This window comes from Thermococcus sp. GR5, from assembly GCF_012027535.1.
Taxonomy (GTDB): domain Archaea; phylum Methanobacteriota_B; class Thermococci; order Thermococcales; family Thermococcaceae; genus Thermococcus; species Thermococcus onnurineus.
In genome coordinates this window covers 46,369-61,445 of record NZ_SNUN01000002.1, presented here as the reverse complement: position 1 = coordinate 61,445, position 15,077 = coordinate 46,369, and the positions used below count along the sequence as shown (strand labels likewise).

14 protein-coding genes are annotated in these 15,077 nt (G+C 50.1%); 7 read left to right on the top strand and 7 right to left on the bottom strand.

The genetic code is table 11. From position 1 onward, the window contains the following. Positions 1-51 precede the first annotated feature (51 nt). A complete protein-coding gene (locus E3E33_RS02175; RefSeq protein ID WP_167731664.1) occupies positions 52-1,947 on the top strand; it encodes a S9 family peptidase in 1,896 nt (631 codons plus the stop codon). Between the two features lie 58 nt (positions 1,948-2,005). Beyond that, positions 2,006-4,351: an AAA family ATPase gene (locus tag E3E33_RS02170; protein WP_167711586.1), complete on the top strand. Its 2,346-nt coding sequence runs from the start codon at positions 2,006-2,008 to the stop codon at positions 4,349-4,351. A 116-nt stretch (positions 4,352-4,467) separates the two neighbouring features. Here E3E33_RS02170 and E3E33_RS02165 read toward each other — a convergent pair whose 3' ends face one another. Then, positions 4,468-4,839, bottom strand: coding sequence for a DUF1931 family protein (locus tag E3E33_RS02165; RefSeq protein WP_240912000.1), 372 nt, complete (start codon positions 4,837-4,839; stop codon positions 4,468-4,470). A gap of 41 nt (positions 4,840-4,880) precedes the next feature. Here E3E33_RS02165 and E3E33_RS02160 point away from each other — a divergent pair, with 41 nt between their 5' ends. Further along, positions 4,881-5,471: a molybdenum cofactor guanylyltransferase gene (locus tag E3E33_RS02160; RefSeq protein ID WP_167711588.1), complete on the top strand. Its 591-nt coding sequence runs from the start codon at positions 4,881-4,883 to the stop codon at positions 5,469-5,471. A 130-nt stretch (positions 5,472-5,601) separates the two neighbouring features. Further along, the gene (locus tag E3E33_RS02155; RefSeq protein ID WP_167711589.1) at positions 5,602-6,630 is read left to right on the top strand and encodes a pyrolysin; all 1,029 of its coding nucleotides are present in this window, start codon (positions 5,602-5,604) and stop codon (positions 6,628-6,630) included. 7 nt (positions 6,631-6,637) lie between these two features. Here the strand turns inward: E3E33_RS02155 and E3E33_RS02150 are convergent, their stop codons facing one another. After that, positions 6,638-7,153: a biotin transporter BioY gene (locus E3E33_RS02150; RefSeq protein ID WP_167711590.1), complete on the bottom strand. Its 516-nt coding sequence runs from the start codon at positions 7,151-7,153 to the stop codon at positions 6,638-6,640. Between the two features lie 47 nt (positions 7,154-7,200). Between E3E33_RS02150 and E3E33_RS02145 the strand changes: the two genes are divergently transcribed. Next, the gene (locus E3E33_RS02145) at positions 7,201-7,992 is read left to right on the top strand and encodes an energy-coupling factor ABC transporter ATP-binding protein (RefSeq protein ID WP_167711591.1); all 792 of its coding nucleotides are present in this window, start codon (positions 7,201-7,203) and stop codon (positions 7,990-7,992) included. Further along, on the top strand, positions 7,989-8,750 hold the full coding sequence (locus tag E3E33_RS02140) for an energy-coupling factor transporter transmembrane protein EcfT (RefSeq protein WP_012571935.1): 762 nt from the start codon (positions 7,989-7,991) through the stop codon (positions 8,748-8,750). Before E3E33_RS02145 ends, E3E33_RS02140 begins: the two co-directional genes overlap by 4 nt. On the opposite strand, the gene E3E33_RS02135 is transcribed toward E3E33_RS02140, so the two are convergent. Together E3E33_RS02135 and E3E33_RS02130 are read right to left on the bottom strand one after the other, a co-directional pair. Beyond that, positions 8,747-9,382, bottom strand: a complete 636-nt coding sequence (locus E3E33_RS02135) for a hypothetical protein (RefSeq protein ID WP_240911999.1) — start codon at positions 9,380-9,382, stop codon at positions 8,747-8,749. The genes E3E33_RS02140 and E3E33_RS02135 overlap by 4 nt on opposite strands. Before the next feature lie 60 nt (positions 9,383-9,442). Then, positions 9,443-9,835: a hypothetical protein gene (locus E3E33_RS02130; RefSeq protein WP_167711592.1), complete on the bottom strand. Its 393-nt coding sequence runs from the start codon at positions 9,833-9,835 to the stop codon at positions 9,443-9,445. Between the two features lie 94 nt (positions 9,836-9,929). Here E3E33_RS02130 and E3E33_RS02125 point away from each other — a divergent pair, with 94 nt between their 5' ends. Then, positions 9,930-10,721, top strand: coding sequence for a DUF63 family protein (locus tag E3E33_RS02125; RefSeq protein ID WP_012571938.1), 792 nt, complete (start codon positions 9,930-9,932; stop codon positions 10,719-10,721). A 78-nt stretch (positions 10,722-10,799) separates the two neighbouring features. On the opposite strand, the gene E3E33_RS02120 is transcribed toward E3E33_RS02125, so the two are convergent. The 3 genes from E3E33_RS02120 to E3E33_RS02110 are packed head-to-tail and all read right to left on the bottom strand — an operon-like array spanning position 10,800 to position 15,002. Then, positions 10,800-13,340 carry a DEAD/DEAH box helicase gene (locus E3E33_RS02120; RefSeq protein ID WP_167711593.1) on the bottom strand — a complete coding sequence of 847 codons (2,541 nt, stop codon included), beginning with the start codon at positions 13,338-13,340 and terminating at the stop codon, positions 10,800-10,802. 47 nt (positions 13,341-13,387) lie between these two features. Beyond that, complete coding sequence (locus tag E3E33_RS02115) at positions 13,388-13,849, bottom strand: Lrp/AsnC family transcriptional regulator (RefSeq protein ID WP_012571940.1); 462 nt, start codon at positions 13,847-13,849, stop codon at positions 13,388-13,390. A 25-nt stretch (positions 13,850-13,874) separates the two neighbouring features. Further along, positions 13,875-15,002: a tyrosine--tRNA ligase gene (locus tag E3E33_RS02110; RefSeq protein WP_012571941.1), complete on the bottom strand. Its 1,128-nt coding sequence runs from the start codon at positions 15,000-15,002 to the stop codon at positions 13,875-13,877. Between the last annotated feature and the right edge of the window lie 75 nt (positions 15,003-15,077).

Sequence of the window (15,077 nt, the reverse complement as noted above, 5' to 3'; positions counted from 1 at the left end):
TCGAAACGCTAAGCTTTTATACGAAAAGAACCCAAATCCATCGGTGGTTCCATGAAAGGGCTCGATATTAAAGACCTCGGAAAGTTCAAGCTCGTCGGCAACATCGACGCTTTTGGCAGGAAGTTCGTCTTTCAGGTCACGGAGATAAACGTTGAGAATGACGACTACTTCTCAAGGCTCTACCTCTACGATGGCAGGAAGGTCAAGCCCTTCACCTCCGGGAAGAAGGACGGGAACCCACGCTTTTCGCCGGACGGGAAGCTCATAGCTTTCACCTCGAAGCGCGATAAGGAGAGCAAGGAAGCCGAGCTCTACGTCATTCCGACGGACGGCGGAGAGGCGAGGCTTCTCACTAAATTCAAGTACGGGATAAAAGACCTCCGCTTCACGGAGGACGGAAAGGGCATAGCCGTTATTACACCTATAGACATCGAGAAGAAGCCCAAGGATGACGTCCACGTCATCAAGGAGATTCCGTACTGGTTCAACGGCGTCGGCTGGGTCTACGGAAGGAGGAGCGTCGTTTACCTCGTTGATATCGAGAGCGGCAGAAAGAAGCGCCTAACTCCCAAGGAACTCGACGTCGGGACGATACGCTTCCACAAAGGGAAGCTCTACTTCACCGCCCAGGAGGACAGGGAGAAGAACCCGAGGGTGAGCGACCTCTACGTCCTCGAGGGCAGGAAAGCAAGGAAGCTGACGCCCGGAAAGTGGAGCGTTCAGGACTTCATCCCGCTTGACGACGGGACGTTCATCCTCAAGGCAAACACCCTTGAAAGGGGCTTCGCCACGAACACGCACATTTACCACTACAATCCCGAGACAGGAGAACTGAGGAAGCTCACAAAGGATCTCGACCGCGCCGCATACAACTCCCTCAACTGCGACGTTCGCGGTGCTCAGAGAGCTGAGCTGGTTCTCAAGGACGGCTGGATCTATTACGTTGCTACCGATGGCCCAAGGGCGAACCTCTTCAGGGTTAACCTCGAGGGCAAGATTGAGAGAGTTATCGGCGGCGACAGGAGCGTGGAGAGTTTCGCCATCGGTGATTACATAGCCTTCACCGCCCAGGATGCGGTAACTCCAACGGAGCTCTACATATTCAGGAACGGGAAGGAGAAGAAGCTAACCGACTTCAACGGCTGGATTAAGGACTACAAGCTCTCGAAGCCCGAGCACTTCAAAGTTAAGGCCAGCGACGGCGTGGAGATAGACGCATGGATAATGAAGCCCGTTGATTTTGAGCCTGGTAAAAAGTATCCAGCCGTGCTTGAAATCCACGGCGGGCCGAAGACGGCTTACGGCTATTCCTTCATGCACGAGTTCCACGTTTTGACGACCAGGGGCTTCGTCGTGATCTTCAGCAACCCGAGGGGAAGCGACGGCTACGGTGAAGATTTCGCGGACATTAGGGAGCACTACGGAGAGCGCGATTATCAGGACATCATGGAGGTCGTTGACGAAGCCATAAAGCGCTTCGACTTCATCGACCCCGAGAGGATAGGTGTCACCGGCGGTTCCTACGGCGGCTTCATGACCAACTGGATTGTCGGTCACACGAAGCGCTTCAAGGCGGCAGTTACTCAGCGCTCCATCTCGAACTGGGTGAGCTTCTTCGGAACGACGGACATCGGCTACTTCTTCGCCCCGGACCAGATAGGCGGCGACCCGTGGAATAACCTCGACGGTTACTGGGAGAAGAGCCCGCTGAAGTACGCTCCCAACGTTGAAACGCCGCTTCTCATAATACACTCGATGGAGGACTACCGCTGCTGGCTGCCAGAGGCGCTCCAGTTCTTCACCGCGCTGAGGTATCTCGGCAAGACGGTGGAGCTCGCGATATTCCCGGGAGAGAACCACGACTTAAGCAGGGGTGGAAAGCCGAAGCACCGCGTTAGGAGGCTGGAGCTCATAGCTGGATGGATGGAGAGGTGGTTGAAGGGGTGATTAAAATATAGAGAATGCTTCGAAAAGTTAATATATTCCATTCCACTTATTCCACTCTATGTCATCAAGAATTTTCCACTTAGTCAAGTTTGAAATAGAGAATTTCCGCTCAATTAAAAAGCTCAGTATAGTCAGTTTGGATGATATAACTGTTCTTGTTGGGCCTAATGGAAGCGGAAAGAGCAATATACTACGAGCCTTAGAGTGGTCTACAACCCCAGATCCTGTATCAGACATAGATCTTCCCTTTGGGAAAGACATTTCAAAAGAGGACGTTAAAGTTGTGTTATATTTCAAAATACTTAGTAGTGAGAGGTTTTTTGAATTAATCATGGACAGCATTAAGGAGAGATTTCCATTTAAATTGAATGATTCTATAAGGCTAACTCCAGAGAGTGGAGGTAAAATCCTTGAGGGAGCCGTTTTCTCTAAGCCCACAATACTCGGCCCTAAGGAATTTTTTGAGTGGGGTCTAGATAAACCAGAGGAGCAGGGAATATCCGCTATTAGATATCTTAAAGTTACAAAAAACGGAACCGGCAAAATCGATATTCGGGTTTTAGACCGAGATTTTAAAGAAGTTGACCTTGATGTATTTGAGAGTAAACTGGAGAAATGGCTCATTGCATCAATTAAGGACTTAAGAAAGACGTTAGAAGAGAAAGTTAAGGAAATCTGCTTGGATACAACAGTCAAGATTGCAAAAGAGAAGTATAAGTTATCTGATGAGCAACTTAAAAGCTTCATGAGTAATTTACCAAAGAATGGAAACTACAATTCACTCGTAAAAGCACTCCTTGAACATCTAAAACTGACTAGAGGCTCTTTTGATTCAATTTTGAACCATCAAAAAACGGATACACTATCTTGGGTAGAGTACCTCAAAATACAGAATCATATTTTACAATCGCTTGGAAATATTAATATCAACAATACGCAAGTCCAAATTAACGTCCCTGGCAAACAGGTGACAATTTATACCCACGAAATACTAGATAACGCCAAAAAGGCACTCGAAGAACAGCTAATTCCAAAAATCGAGGGTTCTACTATTCTGAGAGAGACTCTACTCGATATTATACCACGCTTTGTATACTTAGATCAGGAAATGGAGCTAAAAGGCACTATCAAGAAGACAAAAGATTCCTGGAGAGAAACATTTAAAGAGTACTCCAAGACAGACAGCGAATATCTAATAAATTACAGACTGTTTTCAATACTCCCTCAATTCAAAATCGAAGATCTCGACAGATTAGAACTGGGCGAAGCTAGGAATAAACTGGAAAACGCCCTCATTCGGTTTTCCCGTGAACTAATAAACACCTACTGGAGCCAAGAACGGGTCAGAATTGATGGAATAAACGTTGCGGAGAATGAAATTAATTTGTACATCAGAGACATTGATGACAACGGTGACCCTATACAGTCAACTATACCTGAAAGGAGATCAAGAGGATTTAAATGGCACCTTGCATACTTGATAACCATAGAATACATGAGAAAGCTTCAGAATTCAGTACTTTTACTTGATGACCCCGCAGTATTCTTACATGAAAGAGGACAGAGAGATTTCTTAAAAGCGCTAAATACCCTTTCTCAGGACATTCAGGTGATTTACACAACTCATCTACCGGCATTGTTTGACGAAAACTATCTCGATAGAGTATACTTGATAGAAAGCAAGACTGAAGGAAATGAAAAAGTTACTAAAAAACGACGCCCTTGGTCCAACGAAGAAGATATCCTAATTGCCCCAGTATACCACGCACTAGGCATCGACAAATTAATTGTCAGTAACTTTAAGAAGGTTCTTTTCACCGAAGGAATTTCGGACAAATTTGTATTTGAAGGGATAGGTGCTTATTACCCCATCTTTCATGAGTGGCACATACATCCTCTATTTGGAGGAGACAACGTCAAAGAGAGCAAAATTCTCCGAAAGATACAAATGATGAGGTGCCTTATACGGTATACAGATGAAATGGAGTACTATTTCATTCTCGACGGAGACATGAAACAAAAGGTTTCGGAGATAGATGAGAATGGACTTAGAGGTAGGGTGATTTTGTTGGGAGATGAAAACCAAGAACTCGAAGATTTAATAGACAAAAAGACATACTTGGACTGTGTTCTGGAATATTATAAACTGGTATTTTCAGATAATGATGAAAAGCGCCAAGCAGTAATTAGAGTTATTCAGAAAATTACTGAACAAAAAGCTACAAGCAAGCTCTCAAAGCAATTAAAGGCGGAACTCAAAAGTCATGACATAGATTTCAGCAAAACTGAAATCTCCATTTTAATAAAAAGAAAACTCAACAGAAAAGAAATTCCTGAAGACGCTATCAAAGAGGCAGTATCTTTTTTGCTCCAGGCAATAGGCCCAGAGGACACTAGACTTTGAAGAGATTCAACAAATAGAATTGGGATATAAAAAAGAAGCTTAAAAACCGAGCTCCACAGCGGAAACAAGCTACGCCCTCAAGAAAACAAAAGAATCTTATGATAGAAGTTAAGTCTTCACAACGTATAATCCAGCACCTTCTTGGCCTCTTCGATGTGCTCAGGATAGACGTTCTTTATCTCAGGATGGAGAGCCTTGATGACCCTTCCGACGAGCACGAAGAGCGTTCCGGCTATTATCGGCAGTTCGTTCACGACGTCCTCCTCAAGCGGTATGTCGCCGGGTATCTTCTTAAGGACGTACTTCCTGATGGGCCCAATCTCAACCTTATCATCCTCGATGACAGCCCTGAAGAGGTTCATGGAGTTCTTGAAGCCCTTGGTGAGCGGAATGTGGCGGAGCTTTATCGTGCTTGAGCGTTCAGCCTTAGCGTTCTTGTAGGCAATCTCAAAGAGATCGCTCAGCTTCTTACTTATGAGGTTTATCAACCGCCGTGGGGTTTTTAAAGCCCCGACTGAAATGAGAGCCCATGAGAGCATACATCCTGGCCTACCCAGAGAAGCGCTGGGAGAACTACACGATACCAGTAAACGACGAGCCTGTGGTAAAGCTTACTGAAAGGCGGCTTCTGATGAGCAAGCGCATAGATGATGTAATAACCATCGTAAGGAAAGACAAGCTGAAGCTCTATTCCCTTCACGTCTTAAACCCCCTGCCGGCCAAAGGAAGGAACAAGCTCGAAGCCCTTCTAAACGCCCTTCCGTCCAGGGAGTCCATATTTCTCGCCGAGGGCAACATGCCTCTCATAATGCCCTTCCTAGTGAATTACCTGACTGGTCTCTTCTATGAGAACGAACCCGAAGCCTTAATTCCGGTCTGGCGCGACGGGACTGCGGAGATAACGCACGCCGTCTATGAATCCGACGCGCTGAAGGATGCTATAGAAGCAGCATTGGCAGAGGGTTACAAAAGCCTGAGCAGGATTACGGAGTTCCTCGACTATGAGCCCGTCTCTATCGAAGAGCTCGCCAAGAGAAACCCAAAGGTTACATTGAGCTTCTTTAAGGTGAGAAACCAGTTCGACGTTCGCTTTGCAGAGGAGACGCTGAGGAAGCTCTGAGCCCCAGATTTGCTGGAAATTTTCCAAATTTTTGTAAAAATCCTTAAATAGCAGCAAAGACTATAATATAGTAGGGTGGGAGTTCCCAAAAGTTCTTCTGCTCGGTTCGGACCATAAAGGAGAGATAATTATGAAAAAACTCTTAAGCGCAGCGATATCGTTGCTTATTCTGTTTAGTGTGATGGGCCCCTTCGGCCCGGGCATGGTTTCTGCAAAGCCCATTAGCGATTATAACGTACTGATCCTGAAAAGCGTCGATGCTTGGAGTTCACCTGCAGTGGAGAACACGCTCACGGATATAGGGGTACCTTACGACGTTATGACCTCGGGAGAGCTGAAGAACAAAACTGCCCAAGAGCTAATCGAGACCTACGATATGATAATCATTGTCAGCGACCAGCCGCAGGCATTCTACGACGACCTCGGCACTCAGATGGACAAGCTCGAGGAGTATGTGAGGGCCGGAAGAACCCTCGAGATACATGCCGCCAACTGGGGATGGCACAGAGGGGTATGGACAACACCCCTACCCGGAGGAGCGGAGATAGTACAGGGTTACTCAAGCCACGATTATCTGATAGCCAACGGTACAACTCTGGTGAGCAGCTACGCGAGCCACGGCTACTTCATCAACCTGCCAGCTAACGCGGAGATAATTACAGTTCAGGCACCCTCGGGAACCCCTGATTACAACAAACCGAGCACAGCGATCTATTCGCTGGGAAGCGGCAAGGTTTTCGTGACCGGACTAACCATAGAGTACAGCATCGCAAGGAAAGGTCCGGAGTGGGAAGCATTCTTCAGGGAAATGCTCATGAACAACTTGGGCTACTCCCAATTCGTGCCAGTTGCTCCGGTTATTGTCATTGGAGGAATAGACTTCATGACATTCAACTTCTACTACATCCAGTACAAGCGGGCGCTTGAGAAGTTCAACACAATGTATAGGGAGGCTGTGGCCGGAGGAATGGACAACGAAACGCTCGGGCTCGCTATGACCCAGAACGACACCGCAGCAACTTACTATGCGAACGCAAGTAGATACGATCCCGTTGTTTCAAACTTCCCCAGAGTTTACATCTTCATAGACTTAAGGGAGGCCGCACTGCACCAGAAGCAGGCAGTTGGAATATTAAAAGAAGCAATGGAAGACTGGTGACTTCTTTTCACCCTATTTCCACCGCTTTTCTGACCCTGTCTGCTATCACAATGGCAACAGCGGCTTTAACTGCATCCACTGGCAGGAATGGAGTGACGCCGAGGAGGAAGGCCTTTTCGAAGTCCCCTCCCATGAAAAGGCCGAGCCTCAGCCAGCCAAGGAGGTATATAATCCCAACTCCCAGGATGGAGCCGATGAGCATTCCTCTTCTGCCAAGCCTTTCAGTGAACAGCCCGGCAAGATAGGCCGCTATGGGAAACGCTACTATGTAGCCGCCAGTCGGGCCGTAGATGACCGTGAAGCCGCCATGAAAGTTGGCAAACACCGGGAGACCAATTGCCCCCATGACAACGTAGACCAGCTGGCTCAGTAATCCGAGCCTCGCCCCGAGAACGAGGCCGCTGAGGAGGACGAAGAGCACCTGTAACGTAATCGGTACAGGACCGATTGGAATGCTTATTTGGGCACCCACAGCCGTCAAAGCCGCGAAGAGTCCAGCGAAGGCAACCTCCCTGCCCCTCATGCTACCACCTTAAAAAGCTTTTAAACTCGAAACTTGAAAATTCCCCGATGATTGAGGTTAAAAATCTTTGGCATATCTACGAGAACGGAAAGGAAGCACTGAAGGGCATAGACTTCAAGATGGGCGAGGAGGTAGTGGCCCTAGTCGGTCCCAACGGCTCCGGAAAAACAACCCTGGCCAAACACCTGGACGGTCTGCTCAAGCCGACAAAAGGGGAAGTCATCGTTGACGGCATGAACACCATGGAGCACACGGTCGCGGAGCTTTCACGCGTTGTAGGCTACGTCTTCCAGAATCCGGAGCACATGTTCTTTGAGGAAAGCGTTTTTAAGGAAGTAGCCTTTGGACCAAAGAACCTCGGGCTGAGTGAAGAAGAGGTAGAGGAGCGCGTGAGATGGGCTTTAAGGGCGGTTAACCTGGAGGGTTACGAGGAGAGAACGCCCTACTCTCTGAGCGGCGGTGAGAAGCAGCGCCTGGCTATAGCCTGCGTTCTAGCGATGAAGCCGAAGTACCTCATCCTCGACGAGCCGACGACCGGTCTGGACGCGAGAAGCTCGGAGAGCGTCGTCAACGTGATAAGGAAGCTCAGGGGAGAGGGCCATGGAATTCTGCTCATAACCCACGACATGGAGCTCGTTCTTGAGCTTGCCGAGAGAGTGATGCTTCTTAATGATGGAAGGAAGGCTTTCGATGGTTCAGTGGAGGAGTTCTTCTCTCTTAATCTGCACGACTACGGCCTTGAAAAGCCTGAACTTCTAAGGATCAGCGAAAAGATTGGAGCCGGATTTGTGAGAAGCGTGAGCGAGCTGATAGAGGCTCTGGTGGGTGGTTCTCGATGATGTACTCGTTCTACGTCGAGCGCGACTCTTTCCTTCACCGCCTCGATCCGCGCGTTAAGATAATCGGCACGGTAGTAGGGATAGCTGTTATAATGCTCTTCAACGATCCTACCTTTCTCGTCCCGCTGTTCTTTGTTACCCTCCTCTACGGCCGCCTGCTGGGAAAAGTTGAGATAAAAGAACAGCTCCGTCCCCTGAAACCTCTCCTGCCTATAGTTATCATAACCATAATAGTCTGGCCGCTGATCTACAAGCCGCGGCTGATGGGACTCCTCTTCGGGCTCTCATTTGCCATCAGGCTGCTTACCTTCGGTTTGTTGACCTTCATCCTGCTCATGACGACCCCGCAGAGAGAGCTCATCCTCGGCTTCGTCAGGCTTGGCATGCCCTACGAGTTCGGGCTGACGATTTCAATAGCACTCCGCTACATCCCAACGCTGTACCTCCTCACGAGAAACATCATGGACGCCCAAATGGCACGCGGCTGGGAAATGGAGAAGGGCAACTTCATCGTCAGGACGAAGAGAATGACTGTCGTCCTGATTCCACTTTTGGTCGCTTCGCTCAAGACCGCCCACGAGCTGAGCATAGCCCTTGAGAGCCGCGCTCTGGGTGCGAGTAAGAAGAGAACGTTCCTCTACGACATCAAGATGGGGGGAAAAGACTACGCGGCAACTTTTGTCGTCGTTCTCCTCTTCGCGCTGGCACTCTACGTTAGATACGTCCTTGGCCTCGGCCATGTGAGGATATACGGCTAAAGAAGGGGTTTGACGAGGGAATCAATCGGTATCGAGTGGTCGCCAATGTTTGAGACGAACTCAGCTGGGGCCTTCAGAACCGTCATGTTAAGCCTGTAGTGGCCGCGGTAGGAGTTTGTTCTCAGGACGGCAAGGGATTCGAATATCTCCGGGAGGGTGTAGAGCGCGCGGAACTCGCCGGGTAAGTCGAGTTCGTTCAGCTCAATCGTCGTATGTGTCAGTACGAGCATCAGACCCTTCCTATCGACGGTCTTTCTTAGCCCCACAATATTCTCGGCCGTTCTGTTAAGGAGCGTTGGAAATAGGGAAACGACCACGAGGGAGTTGTCTTCAACGAGATTCAAAGCCTGAAGAAGCTCGTCCATTGAGTAGACGTTGCCGGTGTAGAGGTTGGAAACGTCGTCAACTAGGCGCTTGAGCACTTTAATCGAGAAGGAACTGCCGGGCCCAACATGGTAAACGGGGCCGCTGAGGAGGGAGTTGGCCACCAGGTGGTACAGAAAAACTGTGTTGGCGAGTTCGTCAGTTGAGATTATCCCGGCTAGGCTCCCCTCACTGAAAGATAGGGGAAATTCCTCGAAGGGCTTTACTTCCCTCGATTGAACCTCAGCCGGTTTGAAAAACATAGGCATCGCACAATATAGCGCGCTCGGGATATTTATACCTTTCCGAAAAGAATAAAAGTCAGAGGGTCACGCCAGGGCAACCAGACCGAGAAGCACGAGGATTCCCACCACCATTACCTCTATTATCGCCGCCAGAATCCAGGCTAAAAACGCCCTGATCCAGTCAGTGTTGAAAATCGTCTTAATGACCCATACATAGGCCAGGATAAATGCTACTACCGCGAGAAGGGCATTCATTGGGGCTATCCAGATAAGCAGCACTGCAACTACGGCGTACGCTATCGCTCCAACGATTCCGCCGCCAACTATTGCCAGCATCGCCTTAAGCGTTGAGGCATCTTTTATACCGACCAGATGGGCCGCTAGCGACAGAAAGAACCCTGCTATAAACAGGGAGAGCAGGAAACCAAGGAAAGACACGGCCCCAAGCCCATATACAAATCCATGCCCGTAAGGCATATTACCACCTCCAGATTTGTTTTTCCTTGTCGAGGCTTATTAATCTTCCCAAAGACCTTTAAGCACGGGAAGTTATTCCAGTACGGTGGGTAAAATGCTGGAGTCGCTGTGGAACTTCATTTACCAGTACTTCATCGAGCCGATGTACACGAGGAGCGGCTACAATCCCTACAACACTCTCGTCTATGCCCTCCTGCTCGGCTTCGGAATCATATACTCATATAAGTATATAATCAAACCGCTCAAAATCAGGATTGACGAGAGGCTTTTCCTGGCCGTAACGCCCATGGTAGTTTTTGGCGCAACCGTCAGGGCGCTGGTCGATGGGGGCATTCTCCCCAAGAACCCGCTCATTCTAACGCCAGGGATATTCTTCACGGCCTTCGTCCTCATAGTCCCTGCCCTCGTTGCGGATGCCAAGCTGAAAACCTATCCAAAGATAACAGTCGCCTGGGGGAGCATTCTAGCTCTGTGGGCCAACTATCTGCTTATAACCAACGTCAAAAGCTGGGAACCCTATGAGCTGACTCTAATTCACACAGCGGTCAGCTTCCTCGCGGTTTTTGCCTTCTATCGCTGGAAACCCTTCGAGAGGCTCTACCTCTACCCTGTTCTTGCCCACTACTTCGACATAGCCTCAACAGTGGTGGCGATTCACTTCTACGGATACAGGGAAGTCCACTGGCTGGAGAATATCCTAGTCACCCACTTGGGGGCCTACTTCTACTACCCCTGGATAACCTTCATCCTTGTCATCGTCTACTACGGCCTTAAATACCTTGTTCCAGATGAGGAAGAGCGCTACTTCTGGTACCTGGCCATCTACATCCTCGGTCTCGGCCCAGCAATAAGAGATCCAGCCCAGCTGGTGTTGCAGATAGGCTGAGCTCTGGATCTCCCGGTTTTTATCTTTGCAGAAAGCTGAAGTCAAAATCCAAAGGAGAACGGTTATCCTTAAGGGCAGTCACTGGCGATAGCCGCGCTCCCGTGTTCCCGTTTGAGATCGTCTATCTAAAGCTCCCCCCTCCTCAATCTCCCTCCTGAGAAGCTTTGCCTCGTTCTCCGTGCTCTTCACTCTGAAAACCCTTGCTATCCTCTCGATGGCTTCAAGCTTTCTAACTATGCCGTCAAGCCACGTGAAGACGTCACCAGGATAAACGACGAGACCATAGACCTTCCTGAAGTGCTCCGCTATCTGGGTTGGGTGCTTACCGTTTCTCCGCAGCTCGATTATCAGGTTGCTAACGCGCTCCATGGCGTATTCGGTGCAATCATCTTCAGGACACATGAAGAACTCCTGATAGATCGTGAAGAGCCTTTCAGCGGCGTTAGGGCTGAGTTCGGGGATGACCTTATCAAGCTCTTCCAGAATCGACGCAAAGCTCGGCGAGAAGACATTGGCGCTCAGCCTTCCCCTCACGGCGCCTTCAAGCTCTCTCTGGAGCGTTCCGCTCAAATACAGGTTCTCGAAGGGGAGTAGCTTGACGGCCATCCACTGGGCGGGCTTCTTTCCGAGGTTGCCCCTTATGAAGGTTGCCTCCTTGGGCAGGAGGAAGCTCATGCTCACGGCCCTTCCGTAGGGGGTGACATCGACGAGGGAGCCCTTAAGGCGGATGAAGCCGTACTCCTCCAGCTTCTCCAGAACCTTCTCGGCACTCTGGTTGGCGCCAAGGCATTTACTTTGCACGTCCTCGATGACGTCGAGACGATTGAAGACGCAGGCGTGGGCGAGAACGTTGTCCTGTTCGAGCTCGTCGCTCCACTCAACGACGACGGGCTCAATTGGAGCTGTGAGCAGCTTGAACGCAATCTCATCCTCGGAGCTCTCCATCTGAGCCGAGTACTTCCTCCCCGGCTCCACGATTAGGTAAACCTTGCCCTTTTCGTGGTAGAGCGGCCTTCCAGCGCGGCCGAGCATCTGGTGGAACTCCCTTACTCTCAGCCACTTGTTGCCCATGGCGAGACTCTCGAAGATGACCTGCGAAGCCGGGAAGTCGACGCCTGCCCCAAGGGCGGCTGTGGTAACTACAACGTCGAGCGTCTGAGCCTGAAACTCCATCTCGGTTAGCTTTCTCTGTCTGTAAGGTAAGCCAGAGTGGTAGGGCTTCGCCTTGAGCCCCTTACTCGTGAGGTAAGCGGCAAGCTCGTGCGTCCTCTTGCGCGAGAACGTGAAGACTATGCTCTGACCCTTGTAGCCCTGCCGCGACTTTCTACTCGCCTCAGCACGGCAGAGATTCGCTATATGCCTCCACTTCTCGCTCTCGTTTCTGACGATGATTATGTGCCTTTCCAAATCGACGGGCCTTTCGTCGTAGAGGACGAGCTTAAGCCCGAGCTCTTTGGCAAGCTCCTCAGGATTACCTATGGTGGCACTCAGGCCTATGAACTGAGCATTAGGATAGAGCTTCCTCAAGCGGGCTATCAGGCCATCAAGCCTCGGTCCGCGCTCCTCGTCGTCGAGCATGTGGATCTCGTCTATCACGATAGTTCCGACGTTGCCGATTTTTCTGCCTGCCCTCAGCAAGTAGTCGATACCTTCATAGGTTCCCACTATAATGTCAGCATCTATGCCAGTATCTACGACGACTAACTCATCCTTCGTCTTTATCCTGCTCATGCCAACCCTTATCGCCACGCGGAGGCCGAGCTTGGAGTAGCGCCTCTTAAAATCTTCATACTTCTGATTGGCTAAGGCGACAAGAGGGACGAGGAAGAGCATCTTTCTACCTTCCATCGCCTTCGGAACGCCCGCCAATTCACCTATGAGCGTCTTGCCGCTGGCAGTTGCAGAGACCACGAGTAAGCTCTCCCCCTCTAAGAGCCCGCGCTTTATAGCCAGGCTCTGAACGGGAAGGAGTTCGCTAACGCCCTCTGACTTGAGAATGGATTTAAACTTCTCGGGGAGATTCAGCTCGTCCACCTTGAGCCTCTCAACCCTTACGTGCTTGGCTTTGAGCTCATCCCACTTGGTAACCTCCGGGTGCCTTGTTGGGTCGAAGCGGGGGTCAAAGGCGTAGAGAACCTTGTCAAGATCCTTAAAACGTTCGAGAAGCTTTTTCGCCTGGTCAAACATGGCCACGCTCTTGAACCTGAAACGGAGCTCCCTCTTTAGCTCGTCCTCGGCGCAGCGCTCACAGATGTACTCGTTGTGGTATTTTATCCTGTTGCCTTCGGTCAAAACGGTGATTTTACCCTCAAGGAGGCAGAGGCGACAGAGTTCGGCCTTCTCAACCCTCTTGTTCTGAAGCCGCCTTTTGAAGTAATCCTCCCACTCTTCGGCGTTTACCAAGACGATTCTGGCCTGCCGGAGAGCCTTCTCGATCTCCTTTGGGTTTCTGTACTGGCTTCCCTCCAGAACTTTGAAAAGCCTGTCGTCGCGCATGATGAAGCGGTAAATCCTGTCAGCTTTGAGGTTCCTCATTGCTGAGAGCTTCTCGGGCTCATTCTCGATGAAAAAAGCTTCGAGCTCGTTCTTCTTTCTTCCTGGTCTGATGACAAAGAGCATAGCTATCCCCCGGCCAGCCGTCCACTCATCACGCCTCAGCGTCTTACCTACTCATTGGCCACCCAGCACTCCTTGAAGGTGTCGATTATGAGTGTTACCTCCACCCGTTCAAGGTTCTTCCCAAAGTGCTTTTTCAGCATTCCGGCGAACTCCTTAACCTCATCAGTATTGTGAAAGCTCGCCCTTATGAGTATCTGCTTCTCGCCGCTCCTACGGTATAGGGCTTGGACGTTCTCAAGCTTTGCTATTCTCCTGAGGATCACATCAACGTTCTTGTCGTCTATTGAAAGTTTGAGTTCAAAAAGGACCTGAACGAACTCATCGAGGAAAGCAGGGTCAATTATGGCAGAATAACCCTTAATCGCGCCGAGCTTTTCCAACTTCTCCACCCGGTTCTTCACGCTCGCCGGGGATAGTTTAACCCTTCTTCCGAGCTCTGTGAGGGTTATCCTACCCTCCTTCCTCAGGATTCTGAGAATTTCTTTATCCTTTTCGTCTATCCCCGGCATGTCACTCACCAAAAGAAAAAGGGAGTCAGCGGGTAATCTTTATCTCCCTCATGAGTTCGAGAGGCTCTGGATGCTTCTCGAAGTAGTCTCTGACCGGCTTGAGCAGCTCAATTAGGTACTCAGCCACTGCGTTCTTGAGGTCGAGCGGATGAAGCTTTCCTTCAGCGAAGTCCCGCTTGAGCTCCTCAAAGGTCGTGTAGGTAACATCGCCACCAAACTTGGCCGGCCTGTGGATTGTGAACTCCGTCGGCTCCTCGCGGAAGATGATGTACTCAGCCCAGTCAAGAACGGGGTTATACTTAACCTCCCTGGCCGGGCAGAAGGCCTTCCTGAGCTTCTGCTTGATCTCCTCGGGAGTGTCGTGGATGAAGACGGCCGAATAAGGCTTGCTCTTGCTCATCTTCATCTGGGTCTTGAGCTCCTTGTACTGCTCCTCGCTCTCTATCGGCCACACCGGCGGCTCCTGAAGGCCGAGCAGGAGGTGGTGGTGAAGAGCAACGGGCTTCAGCTTCTCACCATTGTGCTCTATTGCGTGGTACTTAAGCTTCTGGGCGACTTCAATAGCTATGACATGAGCCTTCCTCTGATCCATTCCGGCGTGTGCTATGGTGACGCCCTGGTAGAAGATGTCAGCCACCTGCATAGCGGGGTATATGAGCTTGGCAAAGTCTATGGCCTCTCCCATCTGGCGGCCCATAATGGTTATGGAGCGCATCATTCTCGCCAGGGTAACGTTCTTGGAGATGTCTATAACCGTCTGCCAGTAGTCGCCCTTCTCAAGGATTTCACTCGCTAGCACGAATTCAACCTTATCAGGATCGCCGCCCATGACCTTTATACTCTGCTTCATACCCTCCTTGAAGTACGTCAGAGCGACTTTCTGGATGATCTCCAAATCGCCGCCGAGCTTGTCGTTTATCCAGCTGTGCCAGTCAGCAAGGAAAATCCTCGTCTTTATCCCCGCTTTCTGAAGATCTGCTATCTTGGCACCGGCCATCAAACCAGTTCCCAGGTGAATGTAACCGCTTATTTCAAAGCCGATGTAGTGCTGCATTGGGGCACCTATCTCCAAAAGATGTCTCAGGTTCTCAACGGTCAGTAGCTCCTCCGTGGGCCTCTTGGTTATCAGCTCTATCTTCCTCCCTATGTCCATGCTCACCACCTAAAGCCAGAATATCCTAAGCCTTTAAGGACTTTACGGAAGTTTTTCAGGCCTGTTAAAGTTCCG